General features: G+C 55.1%; 14 protein-coding genes. 10 read left to right on the forward strand and 4 right to left on the reverse strand.

Annotated features, from left to right (window positions below; translation table 11 throughout):
- Positions 1 to 8: 8 nt before the first annotated feature.
- The 9 genes from pbpC to der all read left to right on the forward strand — a co-directional run bounded on the left by pbpC (position 9) and on the right by der (position 11,498).
- The gene (gene pbpC, locus O9K67_RS06635) at positions 9 to 2,315 is read left to right on the forward strand and encodes a peptidoglycan glycosyltransferase PbpC (RefSeq protein WP_408612867.1); all 2,307 of its coding nucleotides are present in this window, start codon (positions 9 to 11) and stop codon (positions 2,313 to 2,315) included.
- Positions 2,316 to 2,476: 161 nt separating this feature from the next.
- Positions 2,477 to 2,908 (forward strand): nucleoside-diphosphate kinase, encoded by a 432-nt coding sequence (ndk, locus tag O9K67_RS06640; protein ID WP_061493716.1) that lies wholly within the window; start codon positions 2,477 to 2,479, stop codon positions 2,906 to 2,908.
- Between the two features lie 182 nt (positions 2,909 to 3,090).
- The gene (locus tag O9K67_RS06645; RefSeq protein ID WP_061493717.1) at positions 3,091 to 4,257 is read left to right on the forward strand and encodes a bifunctional tRNA (adenosine(37)-C2)-methyltransferase TrmG/ribosomal RNA large subunit methyltransferase RlmN; all 1,167 of its coding nucleotides are present in this window, start codon (positions 3,091 to 3,093) and stop codon (positions 4,255 to 4,257) included.
- A gap of 291 nt (positions 4,258 to 4,548) precedes the next feature.
- On the forward strand, positions 4,549 to 5,541 hold the full coding sequence (rodZ, locus tag O9K67_RS06650) for a cytoskeleton protein RodZ (RefSeq protein WP_061493718.1): 993 nt from the start codon (positions 4,549 to 4,551) through the stop codon (positions 5,539 to 5,541).
- A 26-nt stretch (positions 5,542 to 5,567) separates the two neighbouring features.
- Positions 5,568 to 6,686 carry a flavodoxin-dependent (E)-4-hydroxy-3-methylbut-2-enyl-diphosphate synthase gene (gene ispG / locus O9K67_RS06655; protein WP_061493719.1) on the forward strand — a complete coding sequence of 373 codons (1,119 nt, stop codon included), beginning with the start codon at positions 5,568 to 5,570 and terminating at the stop codon, positions 6,684 to 6,686.
- 95 nt (positions 6,687 to 6,781) lie between these two features.
- Positions 6,782 to 8,056: a histidine--tRNA ligase gene (hisS, locus tag O9K67_RS06660; protein ID WP_061493720.1), complete on the forward strand. Its 1,275-nt coding sequence runs from the start codon at positions 6,782 to 6,784 to the stop codon at positions 8,054 to 8,056.
- 36 nt (positions 8,057 to 8,092) lie between these two features.
- A complete protein-coding gene (locus O9K67_RS06665; protein WP_061493721.1) occupies positions 8,093 to 8,713 on the forward strand; it encodes a YfgM family protein in 621 nt (206 codons plus the stop codon).
- A gap of 10 nt (positions 8,714 to 8,723) precedes the next feature.
- Entirely contained in the window at positions 8,724 to 9,902 is a 1,179-nt protein-coding gene (gene bamB, locus O9K67_RS06670) for an outer membrane protein assembly factor BamB (protein WP_061493722.1), read from the forward strand.
- Positions 9,903 to 10,022: 120 nt separating this feature from the next.
- Entirely contained in the window at positions 10,023 to 11,498 is a 1,476-nt protein-coding gene (gene der, locus O9K67_RS06675; RefSeq protein ID WP_061493723.1) for a ribosome biogenesis GTPase Der, read from the forward strand.
- Between the two features lie 43 nt (positions 11,499 to 11,541).
- On the opposite strand, the gene O9K67_RS06680 is transcribed toward der, so the two are convergent.
- Complete coding sequence (locus O9K67_RS06680; protein ID WP_061493724.1) at positions 11,542 to 11,946, reverse strand: hypothetical protein; 405 nt, start codon at positions 11,944 to 11,946, stop codon at positions 11,542 to 11,544.
- Between the two features lie 179 nt (positions 11,947 to 12,125).
- On the opposite strand from O9K67_RS06680, the gene O9K67_RS06685 reads away from it, so the two are divergent.
- Entirely contained in the window at positions 12,126 to 12,341 is a 216-nt protein-coding gene (locus O9K67_RS06685; RefSeq protein ID WP_061493725.1) for a zinc ribbon domain-containing protein, read from the forward strand.
- On the opposite strand, the gene O9K67_RS06690 is transcribed toward O9K67_RS06685, so the two are convergent.
- From O9K67_RS06690 to xseA, 3 genes are all read right to left on the reverse strand, one after another.
- Positions 12,338 to 12,679, reverse strand: coding sequence for a protealysin inhibitor emfourin (locus O9K67_RS06690; protein WP_061499826.1), 342 nt, complete (start codon positions 12,677 to 12,679; stop codon positions 12,338 to 12,340). The genes O9K67_RS06685 and O9K67_RS06690 overlap by 4 nt on opposite strands.
- Complete coding sequence (locus tag O9K67_RS06695; protein ID WP_061493726.1) at positions 12,679 to 13,704, reverse strand: M4 family metallopeptidase; 1,026 nt, start codon at positions 13,702 to 13,704, stop codon at positions 12,679 to 12,681. The genes O9K67_RS06690 and O9K67_RS06695 overlap by 1 nt, the downstream gene beginning before the upstream one ends.
- A 71-nt stretch (positions 13,705 to 13,775) precedes the next feature.
- Positions 13,776 to 15,149, reverse strand: a complete 1,374-nt coding sequence (xseA, locus tag O9K67_RS06700; RefSeq protein ID WP_061493727.1) for an exodeoxyribonuclease VII large subunit — start codon at positions 15,147 to 15,149, stop codon at positions 13,776 to 13,778.
- Position 15,150: the final 1 nt, after the last annotated feature.

The raw sequence follows: 15,150 nt of genomic DNA on the forward strand, positions 1-15,150 counted from the left end.
TGCATCTGATGCGCACCCGCTGGCGCTGGCTGGTGGGGGCGCCCCTGTTATTGGTGCTGGCGGTGATCGCTGCGGATAAAATCTGGCCGCTGCCGCTCAGCGAGGTGGATCCCGCGCGTGTGGTGGTGGCAGAAGATGGCACGCCGCTATGGCGTTTTGCCGATGCTGACGGCATCTGGCGTTATCCGGTGACCATTGAAGAGGTTTCGCCGCGTTATTTGCAGGCGCTGATCCAGTATGAAGATCGCTGGTTCTGGGATCATCCCGGCGTTAACCCGTTTTCCATTCTCCGTGCCGCCTGGCAGGATCTCAGTTCCGGGCGCGTGGTGTCGGGCGGCAGTACATTGACGATGCAGGTTGCCCGTCTGCTTGATCCTCATCCACGGACTTTCGGCGGCAAGGTACGCCAGCTCTGGCGCGCGCTGCAACTGGAGTGGCACCTTTCCAAACGCGACATTCTCACGCTCTACCTGAACCGCGCACCCTTTGGCGGTACGTTGCAAGGCGTGGGCGCGGCAAGCTGGGCTTACCTTGGCAAACCCCCCGCAAAACTCAGTTATGCCGAAGCTGCGCTGCTGGCTGTTCTGCCGCAAGCGCCAAGCCGTCTGCGTCCTGACCGCTGGCCAGAACGGGCGCAGGCGGCGCGTGACAAAGTGCTTGAACGCATGGCGTCACAACAAGTATGGCCAGAGGTGCAGGTGAAAGAGTCGCGGCAGGAACCGGTCTGGCTGGCACCCCGGCAAATGCCGCAACTGGCACCGCTGTTTGCCAGACGTATGCTTGGCGAAAGCCGGGCGTTGAAAATCACCACGACGCTGGACGCCACGCTGCAACGGCAGCTTGAAGAGCTGGCGCTGAGCGTCAAAACGCGTCTGCCGCTGCGCAGTTCGCTGGCAATGATCGTCGTTGATCATACTGATATGAAGGTGCGCGGCTGGGTTGGCTCGGTAGACATCAATGATGACAGTCGCTTCAGCCATGTGGATATGGTCAGCGCGGTGCGCTCGCCCGGATCGGTGCTGAAGCCGTTTATCTATGGTATGGCGCTGGATGAAGGATTAATTCACCCGGCGTCGTTACTGCAGGATGTACCGCGACGGGTCGGGGATTATCGGCCCGGCAATTTTGACAGTGGTTTTCACGGCCCTGTCAGCATGAGCGAGGCGTTGGTGCGTTCGCTGAATTTACCGGCAGTACAGGTGCTGGAAGCTTACGGGCCGAAAAAGTTTGCCGGTAATTTGCGTAATGCCGGATTGCCGCTGAGCTTACCGACCGGGGCTGAGCCCAATCTGTCGCTGATCCTGGGGGGCGCAGGGGCGCGGCTGGAAGATATTGCCGCCGCTTACAGTACTTTTGCCCGCGGTGGTAAAGCCGGGCAACTGCGCCTGACGCCGGATGCACCGTTGGTGGAACGACGGTTAATGTCGCCGGGAGCGGCGTGGATCATTCGTCGTATTCTGGCCGGGGAAGCGCAACCGATGCCGGACGCCGTATTGCCGCAGGTCGCGCCGCTGGCCTGGAAGACAGGCACCAGTTATGGCTACCGTGATGCCTGGGCTATCGGTGTGAATGCCCGCTACGTGATTGGGATCTGGACCGGCAGGCCAGATGGTACGCCGGTCGCCGGGCAGTTCGGTTTTGCCAGCGCCGTACCGCTGCTTAACCAGGTGAACAACCTGCTGCAGGCGCGTTCGGCGCTTGAGCAGGGGAAATTACCGCGCGATCCGCGTCCGCAATCCGTCAGTCAGGGAATGATTTGCTGGCCTGGCGGGCAAAGTTTGCCGGAGGGAGACAGTAATTGCCGTCGCCGTCTGGCAACCTGGTTGCTGGAGGACAGTCAGCCCCCCACGTTGCTGATGCCAGAGCAGGAAGGGATGCACGGCATCAATTTTCCGCTGTGGTTAAACCGTGAAGGCCGACGCGTTGCGGCGGACTGCCCGGATGCGCAACAGAAAACATGGATTGTCTGGCCACTGCCGCTTGAACCCTGGCTACCGCCAGGAGAACGGCGGGCGGCGCGTTTACCCCCTGCAGATAAGCACTGCCCGCCGCGTAATGATAACGCGCCGCCTCCCCTGTTACTCAGTGGCGTGCGTGAGGGCGCGGTGATTAAGCGTATTCCGGGGCAATCTTTTGTGCTGTTGCCAGTGCAAAGCAGCGGCGGGGAAGGGGGCCGCTGGTGGTTTCTGAATGGTGAACCCCTGTCGCCGCACGAGAATTTATTTAGCCTGAAACTTGATAAAACCGGCGAGTATCAGTTATTGGTGATGGATGACGCGGGGCAGGTCGCTGCGGTGCAGTTTACTGTGCAATAACCTGTTAAATGGTGAGTTTAGTGAAGGGTGTTGCTAAAGCTCGTCTTATTTTAAAAAAATGTTACCTTAATCCATAGGCAACGCTCACGTTGCTCTTTATAATCCGCGCCAGGTAATACTCATGTGTATGTACGACAACAGAACAACTTACAGAGGTAATCATGGCTATTGAACGTACTTTTTCCATCATCAAACCAAACGCGGTGGCAAAAAACGTTATTGGCAGCATCTTCTCTCGCTTTGAAGCGGCAGGATTTAAAATCGTCGGCACCAAAATGCTGCATCTGACCGTTGAACAGGCTCGCGGTTTTTACGCTGAGCACGAAGGTCGCCCGTTCTTTGACGGTCTGGTTGAGTTCATGACTTCCGGTCCGATTGTGGTCTCTGTTCTGGAAGGCGAAAACGCGGTGCAGCGTCACCGTGATCTGCTGGGCGCAACCAACCCGGCGAACGCGCTGGCGGGCACGCTGCGTGCTGACTACGCTGACAGCTTCACTGAAAACGGCACCCACGGCTCGGATTCCCTTGAATCCGCGGCTCGCGAAATTGCTTACTTCTTCGCTGAAGGCGAAGTGTGCCCGCGCACTCGCTAATCACCCGTTAAACTGTGTAACGAGTTTTACACTTTAATTTGTGAAATGCCGCGTGCAAACGTGGTATCTGTGCGTCAGAATTTGTACAATGCTGCGCCCCAGGATGAGCAGACGCTTACCTGGGGCGCTTCTTTTTAACCCTCCAGGGGCCATAACGTGTAATAACGAGGCCGGAATAAATTATGTCTGAACAAATTGTCATACCTGAGAACGACGCTCTCACGATCCCTAATAAAGATGCAAAAATTAACCTGCTGGATTTAAACCGTCAGCAGATGCGCGAGTTTTTCAAAAACTTAGGTGAGAAACCCTTCCGTGCCGATCAGGTCATGAAGTGGATGTATCACTATTGCAGCGATGACTTTGATGAAATGACCGACATCAACAAAGTTCTGCGCGGCAAGTTAAAAGAAGTCGCTGAGATCCGCGCACCGGAAGTTGTTGAAGAGCAACGCTCTTCCGACGGCACCATCAAATGGGCGATCGCGGTAGGCGATCAGCGCGTTGAAACCGTCTATATCCCGGAAGATGATCGCGCCACCTTATGCGTCTCTTCACAGGTCGGTTGTGCGCTGGAGTGTAAATTCTGCTCAACCGCGCAGCAGGGCTTTAACCGCAACCTGCGTGTGTCAGAAATCATCGGTCAGGTATGGCGCGCCGCGAAAATTATCGGTGCGGCGAAGGTGACCGGCAACCGTCCTATCACCAACGTGGTGATGATGGGCATGGGTGAGCCGCTGCTGAACCTGACCAACGTCGTTCCGGCGATGGAAATCATGCTGGATGACTTCGGTTTTGGTCTGTCCAAACGCCGCGTAACGCTGTCCACCTCGGGTGTGGTTCCGGCGCTGGATAAACTGGGTGACATGATTGACGTCGCACTGGCGATTTCTCTGCATGCACCGAACGATGAAATTCGTGACGAAATTGTACCGATCAACAAAAAGTACAATATCGAAACCTTCCTCGCGGCGGTGCGTCGCTACCTGGAAAAATCCAACGCCAACCAGGGTCGCGTGACCATTGAATACGTTATGCTGGATCATGTGAATGACGGCACTGAGCATGCGCACCAACTGGCGGAGTTGCTGAAAGATACACCGTGCAAGATCAACCTGATCCCCTGGAACCCGTTCCCGGGCGCACCGTATGGCCGCAGCTCCAACAGCCGTATTGATCGCTTCTGTAAGGTGCTGATGAGCTATGGTTTTACTACAATTGTACGTAAAACGCGTGGCGATGATATCGATGCTGCCTGTGGTCAGCTCGCAGGCGATGTGATCGACCGTACCAAACGCACCCTTCGTAAGCGTATGCAGGGCGAACCGATTGCGGTGAAGTCACTGTAATGCGAAAACGCAGCACGAAGAATGTGCTGCATTTTCTAAAAATGACGAATATTTGGCCTGTACGTATGCAGGCCATTAATAATTACGGTGCGTTTCTCCTGACTTTGAGGCAGTATGTAGTGATGGAACAACGGCTTAGCAAAAAGTGCTGAAAGCTGTTCTGTTATGCAAAGCCTGACAGTCTTATACTAGGGGTCCAGGCTTAATTGACCCGGTTTTTTCGCGGCGCGTGTAGGCATTGCGGTCACGCGCGCCTGAATGTTTAATTTCACGTACCAGTAGTTGTAGCGAATGAATACTGAAGCCACTCACGACCAAAACGAAGCACAAACCACTGGCGTACGTCTGCGCAGCGCCCGTGAACAACTTGGACTCAGCCAGCAAGCGGTTGCAGAGCGCTTGTGCCTGAAGGTTTCCACGGTACGCGATATCGAAGAAGACAGGTCACCCGCTGACCTGGCCTCTACCTTTGTGCGTGGTTATATCCGCTCTTATGCCCGGTTGGTGCATATTCCCGAAGAAGAATTACTGCCAATGATTGAGAAGCAAGCGCCGGTCAGAGCCGCGAAAGTGGCCCCGATGCAGACGTTCGCTTTAGGCAAGCCGCGTAAAAAACGTGACGGCTGGCTGATGAGTTTCACCTGGCTGGTGCTGTTTGTGGTGGTAGGCCTGACCGGCGCCTGGTGGTGGCAGAACCATAAAGCGCAACAGGAAGAGATCAGCACCATGGCCGATCAATCCTCTGCTGAACTCAATGCTAACAACAGCAACGAACAGAGTGTTCCACTGAATACCGACTCCTCTTCCGCCCCGGTAGATAACTCCTCGACGTCAGTTGAGCAGCCTGCGCCGACCACAACGGCTCAGGCTCCGGCGGTTGCACAGCAAGCCCCGGCAAACACCGCTAACCAGAACACAGTGGTACCGCCGTCTCAGGCTAACGTTGATTCTGCGCCTGCGGCAATGGCGAACAACGGGCAACTGCCGACCGATCAGGCAGGCGTTGCTGGCGCGGCAGCCAACAGCAATGGTCTGGCGATGACCTTTAACGCCGATTGCTGGCTGGAAGTGAGCGATGCAACTGGCAAAAAACTGTTCAGCGGCATGCAGCGTAAAGATGCAACGTTGAATCTGGCGGGCCAGGCACCGTATAAACTGAAAATCGGTGCGCCGTCAGCAGTCCAGATCCAGTATCAGGGTAAACCTGTCGATCTGAGTCGTTTTATCAGAACTAACCAGGTTGCGCGTCTGACCCTCAATGCCGAACAATCAGCAGTACAGTAACAGACGGGCAACGCGGGAGATTTTTCATGCATAACCAGGCTCCGATTCAGCGTCGGAAATCGAAACGGATTTACGTTGGTAATGTGCCAATCGGCGATGGCGCGCCTATCGCCGTGCAGTCAATGACAAACACCCGCACCACGGATGTTGAAGCCACGGTTAACCAAATCAAAGCCCTTGAGCGTGTCGGCGCGGATATCGTCCGCGTTTCCGTCCCGACGATGGACGCGGCGGAAGCGTTTAAACTGATCAAACAGCAGGTGAGCGTTCCGCTGGTGGCGGACATTCATTTTGACTACCGCATTGCGCTGAAAGTGGCGGAATACGGAGTGGATTGCCTGCGTATCAACCCGGGCAACATCGGCAACGAAGAACGTATTCGCACCGTTGTTGATTGCGCGCGTGACAAAAACATTCCTATCCGCATCGGCGTGAACGCCGGATCGCTGGAAAAAGATCTTCAGGAAAAATATGGCGAACCGACGCCGCAGGCGCTGCTCGAATCTGCCATGCGCCATGTGGATCATCTCGATCGCCTGAACTTTGATCAGTTCAAAGTCAGCGTCAAAGCCTCTGATGTGTTCCTCGCCGTTGAGTCTTATCGCCTGCTGGCGAAGCAGATCGACCAACCGCTGCATCTGGGTATCACCGAAGCTGGCGGCGCACGCGCGGGCGCGGTGAAGTCGGCGATTGGCCTCGGCCTGCTGCTCTCCGAAGGGATTGGCGACACGCTGCGTATTTCGCTGGCCGCCGACCCGGTGGAAGAGATCAAAGTCGGTTTCGATATCCTGAAATCCCTGCGCATCCGCTCCCGTGGTATCAACTTTATCGCCTGCCCGACGTGTTCCCGTCAGGAGTTCGATGTTATCGGTACGGTTAATGCGCTGGAGCAACGTCTGGAAGATATCATCACGCCCATGGACGTTTCCATTATTGGCTGCGTGGTGAACGGTCCGGGTGAGGCGCTGGTCTCTACACTGGGCGTGACAGGTGGCAATAAGAAAAGCGGCCTGTATGAAGATGGCGTGCGCAAAGATCGCCTTGATAACAGCGATATGATCAGCCAGCTTGAAGCCCGCATTCGCGCCAAAGCGTCGATTCTGGATGAAGCGCGCCGCATCGACGTGCAACAGGTAGAAAAATAACGTGACTGGGAAGCGGCTGGCTTCCCGTGTATGATGAACCCGCCAGGCGCTCCGGCCCTGAGGGTTCATTTTTTGTATTCATAAAGAGAAGAAACGTGGCAAAGAATATTCAAGCCATTCGCGGCATGAACGATTATCTGCCTGGCGAGACCGCCATCTGGCAGCGCATTGAAGGCACCTTAAAAAACGTGCTCGGCAGCTACGGTTACAGTGAAATCCGTTTGCCGATTGTAGAGCAGACCTCGTTATTTAAACGCGCGATCGGTGAAGTGACCGACGTGGTTGAAAAAGAGATGTACACCTTTGACGATCGCAATGAGTTAAGTCTGACGCTGCGTCCAGAAGGTACGGCGGGCTGTGTACGCGCCGGCATCGAGCATGGTCTTCTGTACAATCAGGAACAACGCTTGTGGTATGTCGGGCCCATGTTCCGCTACGAGAAGCCACAAAAAGGACGCTACCGCCAGTTCCATCAGTTGGGTGTTGAAGTGTTTGGCCTGCAGGGGCCGGATATCGACGCCGAGCTGATTATGCTGACCGCCCGCTGGTGGCGTGAGCTGGGTATTGCTTCCCATGTTGCGCTTGAACTTAACTCCATCGGTTCACTTGAAGCGCGTGCGACCTACCGCGATGCGCTGGTGGCGTTCCTCGAACAGCATAAAGATAAGCTGGACGAAGATTGCCTGCGTCGCATGTACACCAACCCGCTGCGCGTGCTGGACACCAAAAATCAGGACATCCAGACGCTGTTGAACGATGCGCCGAAACTGGGTGATTACCTGGATGACGAGTCCCGCGAACACTTCGCCGGGCTTTGTGCATTCCTGGATGCGGCAGGCATTGCCTATACCGTTAACCAGCGCCTGGTGCGCGGTCTGGACTACTACAACCGCACTGTATTTGAGTGGGTCACCACCAGTCTGGGCGCGCAGGGCACCGTGTGTGCTGGCGGTCGTTACGACGGTCTGGTTGAACAATTGGGTGGTCGCGCCACACCGGCGGTGGGCTTCGCGATGGGTCTTGAACGACTTGTTTTGTTAGTTCAGGCAGTTAATCCGGAATTTAAAGCAGAATCCGTTGTCGATATATACCTGGTGGCGTCTGGCGCCAATACGCAATCCGCTGCGATGCAGTTGGGTGAGCAGGTGCGTGATGCGTTACCTGGCGTACGGCTGATGATGAACCACGGCGGCGGCAATTTCAAAAAACAGTTTGCCCGTGCAGACAAGTGGGGCGCTCGCGTCGCACTGGTGCTCGGCGAATCTGAAATCGCCGACGGTAATGTTGTGGTGAAGGATTTACGCTCTGGTGAGCAGAGTACGGTAACGCAGGACAGCGTTGCGGCGCATTTGCGCACACTACTGGGCTAATCTCCCCGGTGAATTATCGTTAAGGAGAAGGACTGCGTGGAAATTTACGAAAACGAAAACGACCAGGTAGACGCGATTAAGCGCTTCTTTGCTGAAAACGGCAAAGCGCTGGCTGTTGGCGTTGTTTTAGGTATTGGTGCGCTGGTTGGCTGGCGCTACTGGACCAATCATCAGGCTGATACAGCAAAAGCCTCATCGCAAGCTTATGAAAACGCGGTTTCCGCGCTTCAGGCAGACAAACCCGAGTCGTTCGCGGCGGCGGAGAAGTTTGCCGCTGACAACAAAAACACCTACGGCGCGTTAGCGTCGCTGGAACTGGCGCAGCAGTACGTTGATAAAAACGAGCTGGACAAAGCTGCTGCCCAGTTGCATCAAGGGCTCGCGGCGACCAGCGATGAAAATCTGAAAGCGATTTTCAATGTGCGTCTGGCGCGTGTTCAGGTGCAACTGAAACAGCAGGATGTTGCGCTCAAAACACTGGATGCCGTAAAAGGCGAAAGCTGGGCAGCTATCGTGGCTGATTTACGCGGCGAGGCACTGCTGAGCAAAGGCGACAAACAAGGCGCGCGCACCGCATGGGAAAACGGCATTAAAAACAATGCTTCCCCTGCGCTGAGTGAAATGATGCAAATGAAAATTAATAATTTGTCCATCTAAGAGGGACCCGATGCAATTGCGTAAATTACTTCTGCCTGGGCTGCTTTCCGTTACGTTATTGAGCGGCTGTTCCCTGTTCAATGGCGAAGAAGATGTTGTCAAAATGTCCCCGTTGCCGGTTGTTGAAAACCAGTTTACGCCGTCAACGGCGTGGAGCACCTCCGTTGGCAACGGTATCGGCAATTTCTATTCCAACCTGCATCCGGCCTTTGCGGATGGCGTGGTATATGCCGCCGATCGCCATGGTGTGGTGAAAGCTCTGCATGCAGAAGATGGTCGTGAAGTCTGGTCCGTGAATCTGGCCGAAAAAGATGGCTGGTTCTCAACCCGCGCTGCACAGCTTTCTGGCGGTGTGACTGTTTCCGGCGGCCACGTGTATGTCGGTAGTGAAAAAGCACGCGTTTATGCGCTGAACACCAGTGATGGCTCTACCGCCTGGCAAACGAAAGTGGCCGGTGAGGCACTGTCTCGCCCGGTCATCAGCGATGGTCTGGTGCTGATCCATACCAGCAACGGTCAGTTGCAAGCGCTAAATGAAACTGATGGTGCAGTAAAATGGACCGTTAACCTGGATATGCCTGCGCTCTCTCTGCGCGGTGAGTCTGCTCCGACTGCTGCCTTTGGTGCTGCCATTGTTGGCGGTGATAATGGTCGCGTGAGTGCGGTGTTGATGCAGCAAGGCCAGTTGATTTGGCAGCAACGTATCTCTCAGGCAAACGGGCCGACGGAAATCGATCGTCTGAGCGATGTAGACACCACGCCGGTTGTGGTGAATGGTGTCGTGTACGCGCTGGCTTACAATGGCAACATGACAGCGTTGGATCTGCGCAGCGGCCAAATCATGTGGAAACGTGAGCTGGGTTCAGTCAGTGATTTCATCGTTGACGGCAACCGTATCTATCTTATCGATCAGAACGACCGCATTCTGGCGCTCACCACGGACGGTGGTGTAACTCTGTGGACACAAAGCGATCTGCTGCACCGTAACCTTACCGCTCCGGCGTTGTATAATGGTTATATTGTGACAGGCGATAGCGAAGGCTATGTGCACTGGATTAATGTCGAGGACGGCCGTTTTGTGGCACAGCAGAAAGTCGACAGCTCTGGTTTCCTGACCGAGCCGGTCGTTGCCGATGGCAAACTGCTGATCCAGGCAAAAGACGGTACGCTGTACGCCATCACGCGTTAATCGCGCTGAGGTTGTCGTTCCCGAAAACGGCTCCTGTTGCAGGAGCCGTTTTCCTGTTTTTAAAACGCTGCGCAAACCGCGCCGTTTTGCTAATGAATTTTCTGTAATGAGGCTTCAAACATGGTACCTGTGGTCGCGCTTGTCGGGCGCCCTAACGTTGGAAAATCCACGCTATTTAACCGTTTAACACGCACCCGTGATGCGCTGGTAGCGGATTTCCCGGGTCTGACTCGTGACCGTAAGTACGGTCGTGCTGAAGTGGAAGGCCGTGAATTTATCTGCATCGATACCGGCGGTATCGACGGCACGGAAGACGGTGTGGAAACCCGTATGGCGGAACAGTCGCTGCTGGCGATTGAAGAAGCCGATGTGGTGCTGTTTATGGTGGATGCGCGCGCTGGCCTGATGCCTGCTGACTCCGCTATTGCGAAACACCTGCGTGCGCGTGAAAAACCGACCTTCCTGGTGGCGAACAAAACCGATGGTCTGGATCCGGATCAGGCAACGGCGGATTTTTACTCGCTGGGCCTCGGTGAAATCTACGCCATTGCCGCATCGCACGGGCGCGGTGTGACCAGTCTGCTGGAACACGTGCTGATGCCGTGGATGGACGAGCTGAATCCGCCGGAAGAGGTGGACGAAGACGCTGAGTACTGGGCGCAGTTCGAAGCCCGTGAAAACGGCGAAGAAGAAGAGCCGGAAGATGACTTTAACCCGCAGGATTTGCCGATCAAGCTGGCTATTGTCGGTCGTCCGAACGTCGGTAAGTCCACACTCACTAACCGTATTCTTGGTGAAGAGCGTGTTGTGGTGTATGACATGCCGGGGACCACGCGTGACAGTATCTACATCCCGATGCAGCGCGATGAACGTGAGTACATACTTATCGATACGGCGGGCGTGCGTAAGCGTGGCAAAATCACTGATGTGGTGGAGAAGTTCTCCGTTATCAAAACCCTGCAGGCGATTGAAGACGCTAACGTGGTGCTGTTGGTGATTGATGCCCGCGAAGGCATTTCCGATCAGGATCTGTCGCTGCTGGGCTTTATCCTTAACAGTGGTCGCTCGCTGGTGATTGTGGTCAACAAGTGGGATGGCCTGACCCAGGAAGTGAAAGAACAGGTTAAAGAGACGCTGGATTATCGCCTTGGCTTTATTGATTTTGCCCGCGTGCACTTTATCTCTGCGTTGCACGGCAGTGGCGTCGGTAACCTGTTTGAGTCGGTTCGCGAAGCCTACGACAGCTCTACCCGTCGCGTGAGCACCGCGATGCTGACCCGCATTATGACGATGGCATCGGAAGATCATCAGCCGCCGCTGGTGCGCGGTCGCCGCGTGAAGCTGAAATACGCGCACGCCGGGGGGTATAACCCGCCGATTGTGGTGATCCACGGTAACCAGGTGAAAGACCTGCCGGATTCCTACAAACGCTATCTGATGAACTACTTCCGTAAATCGTTGGACGTGATGGGTACGCCGATCCGTATCCAGTTCAAGGAAGGGGAAAACCCGTTTGCAGAGAAGCGCAACACCCTGACGCCGAACCAGATGCGTAAACGTAAGCGTCTGATTAAACACATTAAGAAAAGCAAGTAATGCGTCACGCCAAACCCGCCATCCGGCGGGTTTGCTGTTATGGTCAGGCCGTTTGCGATTTTGCCCACTCCACAGCGTGCTCAGCCAGGATCATCTCCCCGGAATAAAAATCGTATAACACGCCGCCGGAAAGCTTCGTCAGACAACTGGCCGCAGCCAATGCCGCCATGGTTTCAGCGGGTCTGCTTCCGGCACAAAATGTGATGCTGTAGTGGAACGGTTGCACGCCATCCAGCTCTGCAAAATCGTCATCATCAAGTTCGCGCGCGTAATACTCGAAACCGGATATTTTTTCTTCCACCGGGCAGGGCAGAAAGCCGCTGAAGGTGAGAGGGTCAAAATCATCATCCAAATCGCACGCAAAACCCTGCTGCTTTATTTCTGCTCTCCACGCCGGGGGGGCGGGCATCTTTGCAGCATGAAGATAAACGCTAAAATCCCGTGACATAACCGCTCCTTGCTATTTGTGAACGCCCTATTTATCACATGCTGTTATTCGCGAGCAGAGATTTTTTTCATCACTTACGGAGATACACCTTGGCCAACCAAACCAAAGATAAAACAGGCGACGGATTATTTGTTACCCGCCGTGTATGATAGTTGCAGTGAAACATGAAGGAGCTCGTTATGGATTTAAAATGCCCGACCTGCCACAACCCACTGGAACAGGTGGGAACGCACGCCCACTGCAACGTCTGCGATACAGACATTGAAGTACAGGCCAACTGCCCGGAGTGTCATCAGCCTCTGGAGGTGTTAAAAGCCTGTGGCGCGGTGGACTTCTTCTGCCAGCACGGCCACGGGCTGATTTCCAAAAAACGCGTTGAATTTACCCTGCGTTAAGACTTGCAGATACACCCTTCACCTTCGCGCCACAGATCAACAAAAGAGGGAGGGGCTTTACTTTCTGGGATCAGCAACAACACATCTGTTGGCTGCGTGGTCCAGGTTATCTGTACACGGTAAAAGCGCTGGTCGCCGCGTCCTGGTGAACCTGTCTGCCCGGGCGGTTCCCCGAGCGGCAAAGCCTGGTGCAGGATCTCAACCAGGCGCTGGCGCTGCTCGTTGCTGAGCTGGGCAATGACAATTCGCCGTTTGCCGCTCAGCTTCGGCATAAAAGCCAGCCCGCCTTCACGGGCTAACTCCACCACCGCATCGTCGGTTAATTCCGGTTCGTTCATCATAATACTCCGACATCTTTCCACGCCTGCTCAATGGCTGCCGACACCTTTTTGCCGGAGCGTTTTTCGCCGTGTTTGATGGTGAGTTTCGCAAAAGCGGCAAAATCCGCGTCTTGCGCCAGTGACTTATCGCAGACGGTATCGTACCAGGCGTACCCTGTTTGTTCCCAGGCATGCCCGCCAACGGCAGTCGCCGCCAGGTAAAACGCGCGGTTAGGAATACCGGAGTTCAGGTGTACGCCGCCATTATCTTCCCGGGTTTTGACATAGTCCTTCATATGCGCGGGCTGCGGATCCTTACCCAATAACGGGTCATCATAGGCGGTGCCAGGCTCAGACATCGAACGTAGCCCACGGCCGTGAATGCCTTTTGCCAGCAAACCCTCGCCAATAATCCAGTCTGCTTCGGCGGCGGTTTGTTGTTTGTGATACTGCTTCACCAGCGATCCAAAAACATCCGATAGCGACTCATTCAGTGCGCCCGCTTGTTCAAAGTAGATTAAGTTCGCTTCTGTTTCTGTGACACCGTGGCTGAGTTCGTGCGCTACGACATCAATGGCTATCGTAAAGCGGTTAAAAATCTCACCGTCGCCATCGCCAAAGACCATCTGCTGACCGTTCCAGAAGGCGTTTTGATACTCTTTGCCGTAATGCACGGTGCCGTTGAGGATCAATCCCTGGTTATCCAGCGAGTTGCGCTGATAAATCTGCCAGAAGAAATCGTGCGTGACGCCAAGGTAATCGTAGGCTTCATCCACGGCGACATCGCCATTCGATGGCTGACCTTCGTACCGTACCTGCTCACCGGGCAGGGTCTCTTTTTGCTGCGCGTCATAGATATCGCGCACCAGTTCACCGGGGGAGGTCACCAGCGGCGCATTGACTTTGCCATGGCTGTGGGCCATCAGCGTTTGCACGTGCGTTAACGTCTGGCGGGCGCAACGTTGTTGCAGCTCGGAACCATTATCAATAATGCGGCGAAGGATATAAGGCGGGATAACGCTGTACGGGCGATATGAATGCATGTTGATCTCCTTGATAAAACAACAAAGAACAACAAAAAGTATAGGACCGCAGGATCCGGGGGACGGACAAATTAGGAGGATTTACGCTGGCGCGGTTTTTTTACGGGCTTGACGGCGCTGACTTCGCTCTCTACCCAGCCATCGTTTAGCCGCGTGGTCAGCTTGTCGCCCGCTTTCACCTGTTTAGTCTGTTTCAACACTTTGCCATCCGTCGCGGTGGTCACGCTGTAGCCACGCGCCAGTGTCGCCAGCGGACTGACTGCTTCCAGATGAGTGATAGCCGTTCCAAAGCGTTCACGCGTGTGACTTAAGCGGTCGCGAATGGTCTGGCTGAGGCGATACTCCAGTTGTTGCACGCGAGTTTGCGCCCGGTGAATACGCGGCTGCGGATTTTGCTGGTTCAGGCGCTGCATCACACGTTGCTGGCGTAAAGATGCACGCTTTAACTGGGTATCCAGCGCATTGTGCATGCGCTGTTGTAAACGGTCCAACACGGTTTGCTGGCGTGCCAACCTTAATTGCGGGTGCTGTTGTTGCAAACGGTGATTCAGTTGCGCAAAGCGGCGGTTGCGGCCTGCCAGGTAATAATCCATCGCCATTTCGAGACGCTGCTGCATCGCCTGCACCTGGCGCAACAGTTCCAGTTGATTACGGCTGACGATTTCCGCCGCTGCAGACGGCGTTGGCGCACGCAGATCGGCGACAAAATCGGCAATCGTCACATCAGTTTCATGCCCGACAGCGCTGACCACTGGAATGGTGCTTGCAAAAATCGCCCGCGCCACGCGCTCGTCATTAAAGCTCCATAAATCTTCCAGCGAACCGCCACCGCGCCCGACAATCAGCACGTCACACTCCTGGCGCGCATTCGCCAGTTCGATGGCACGTACAATCTGTGCGGGGGCATCTTCGCCCTGAACTGCCGTCGGGTAAATCACCACCGGTAGCGACGGATCGCGGCGTTTCAGCACATGGAGAATATCGTGCAGCGCAGCGCCGGTTTTCGAGGTAATCACGCCAACGCAGTGCGCAGGTGAGGGAAGTGATTGCTTACACTGCTGGTCAAACAACCCTTCGGCAGCAAGCTTCGCTTTAAGCTGCTCGTACTTCTGTTGCAGTAAACCTTCGCCCGCCGGTTGCATGCTTTCAACCACAACCTGATATTCACCGCGCGGTTCATACAGCGTGATATTGGCGCGCACCAGCACTTGCTGGCCGTGCTGTGGGCGGAAGGTGACACGACGATTGCTGTTGCGGAACATCGCGCAGCGCACCTGGGCGGTGTCGTCTTTTAACGTGAAGTACCAGTGGCCTGAAGAAGGTTGGGTAAAGTTGGAGATTTCGCCGCTGATCCACACCTGGCCAAGTTCGCGTTCCAGCAGTAAGCGCACCGATTGATTCAGGCGGCTGACGGTATAAATGGAAGGGGATTGGAACGATGACATG

Source organism: Kosakonia oryzendophytica (genome assembly GCF_027886705.1).
Lineage (GTDB): Bacteria > Pseudomonadota > Gammaproteobacteria > Enterobacterales > Enterobacteriaceae > Kosakonia > Kosakonia oryzendophytica.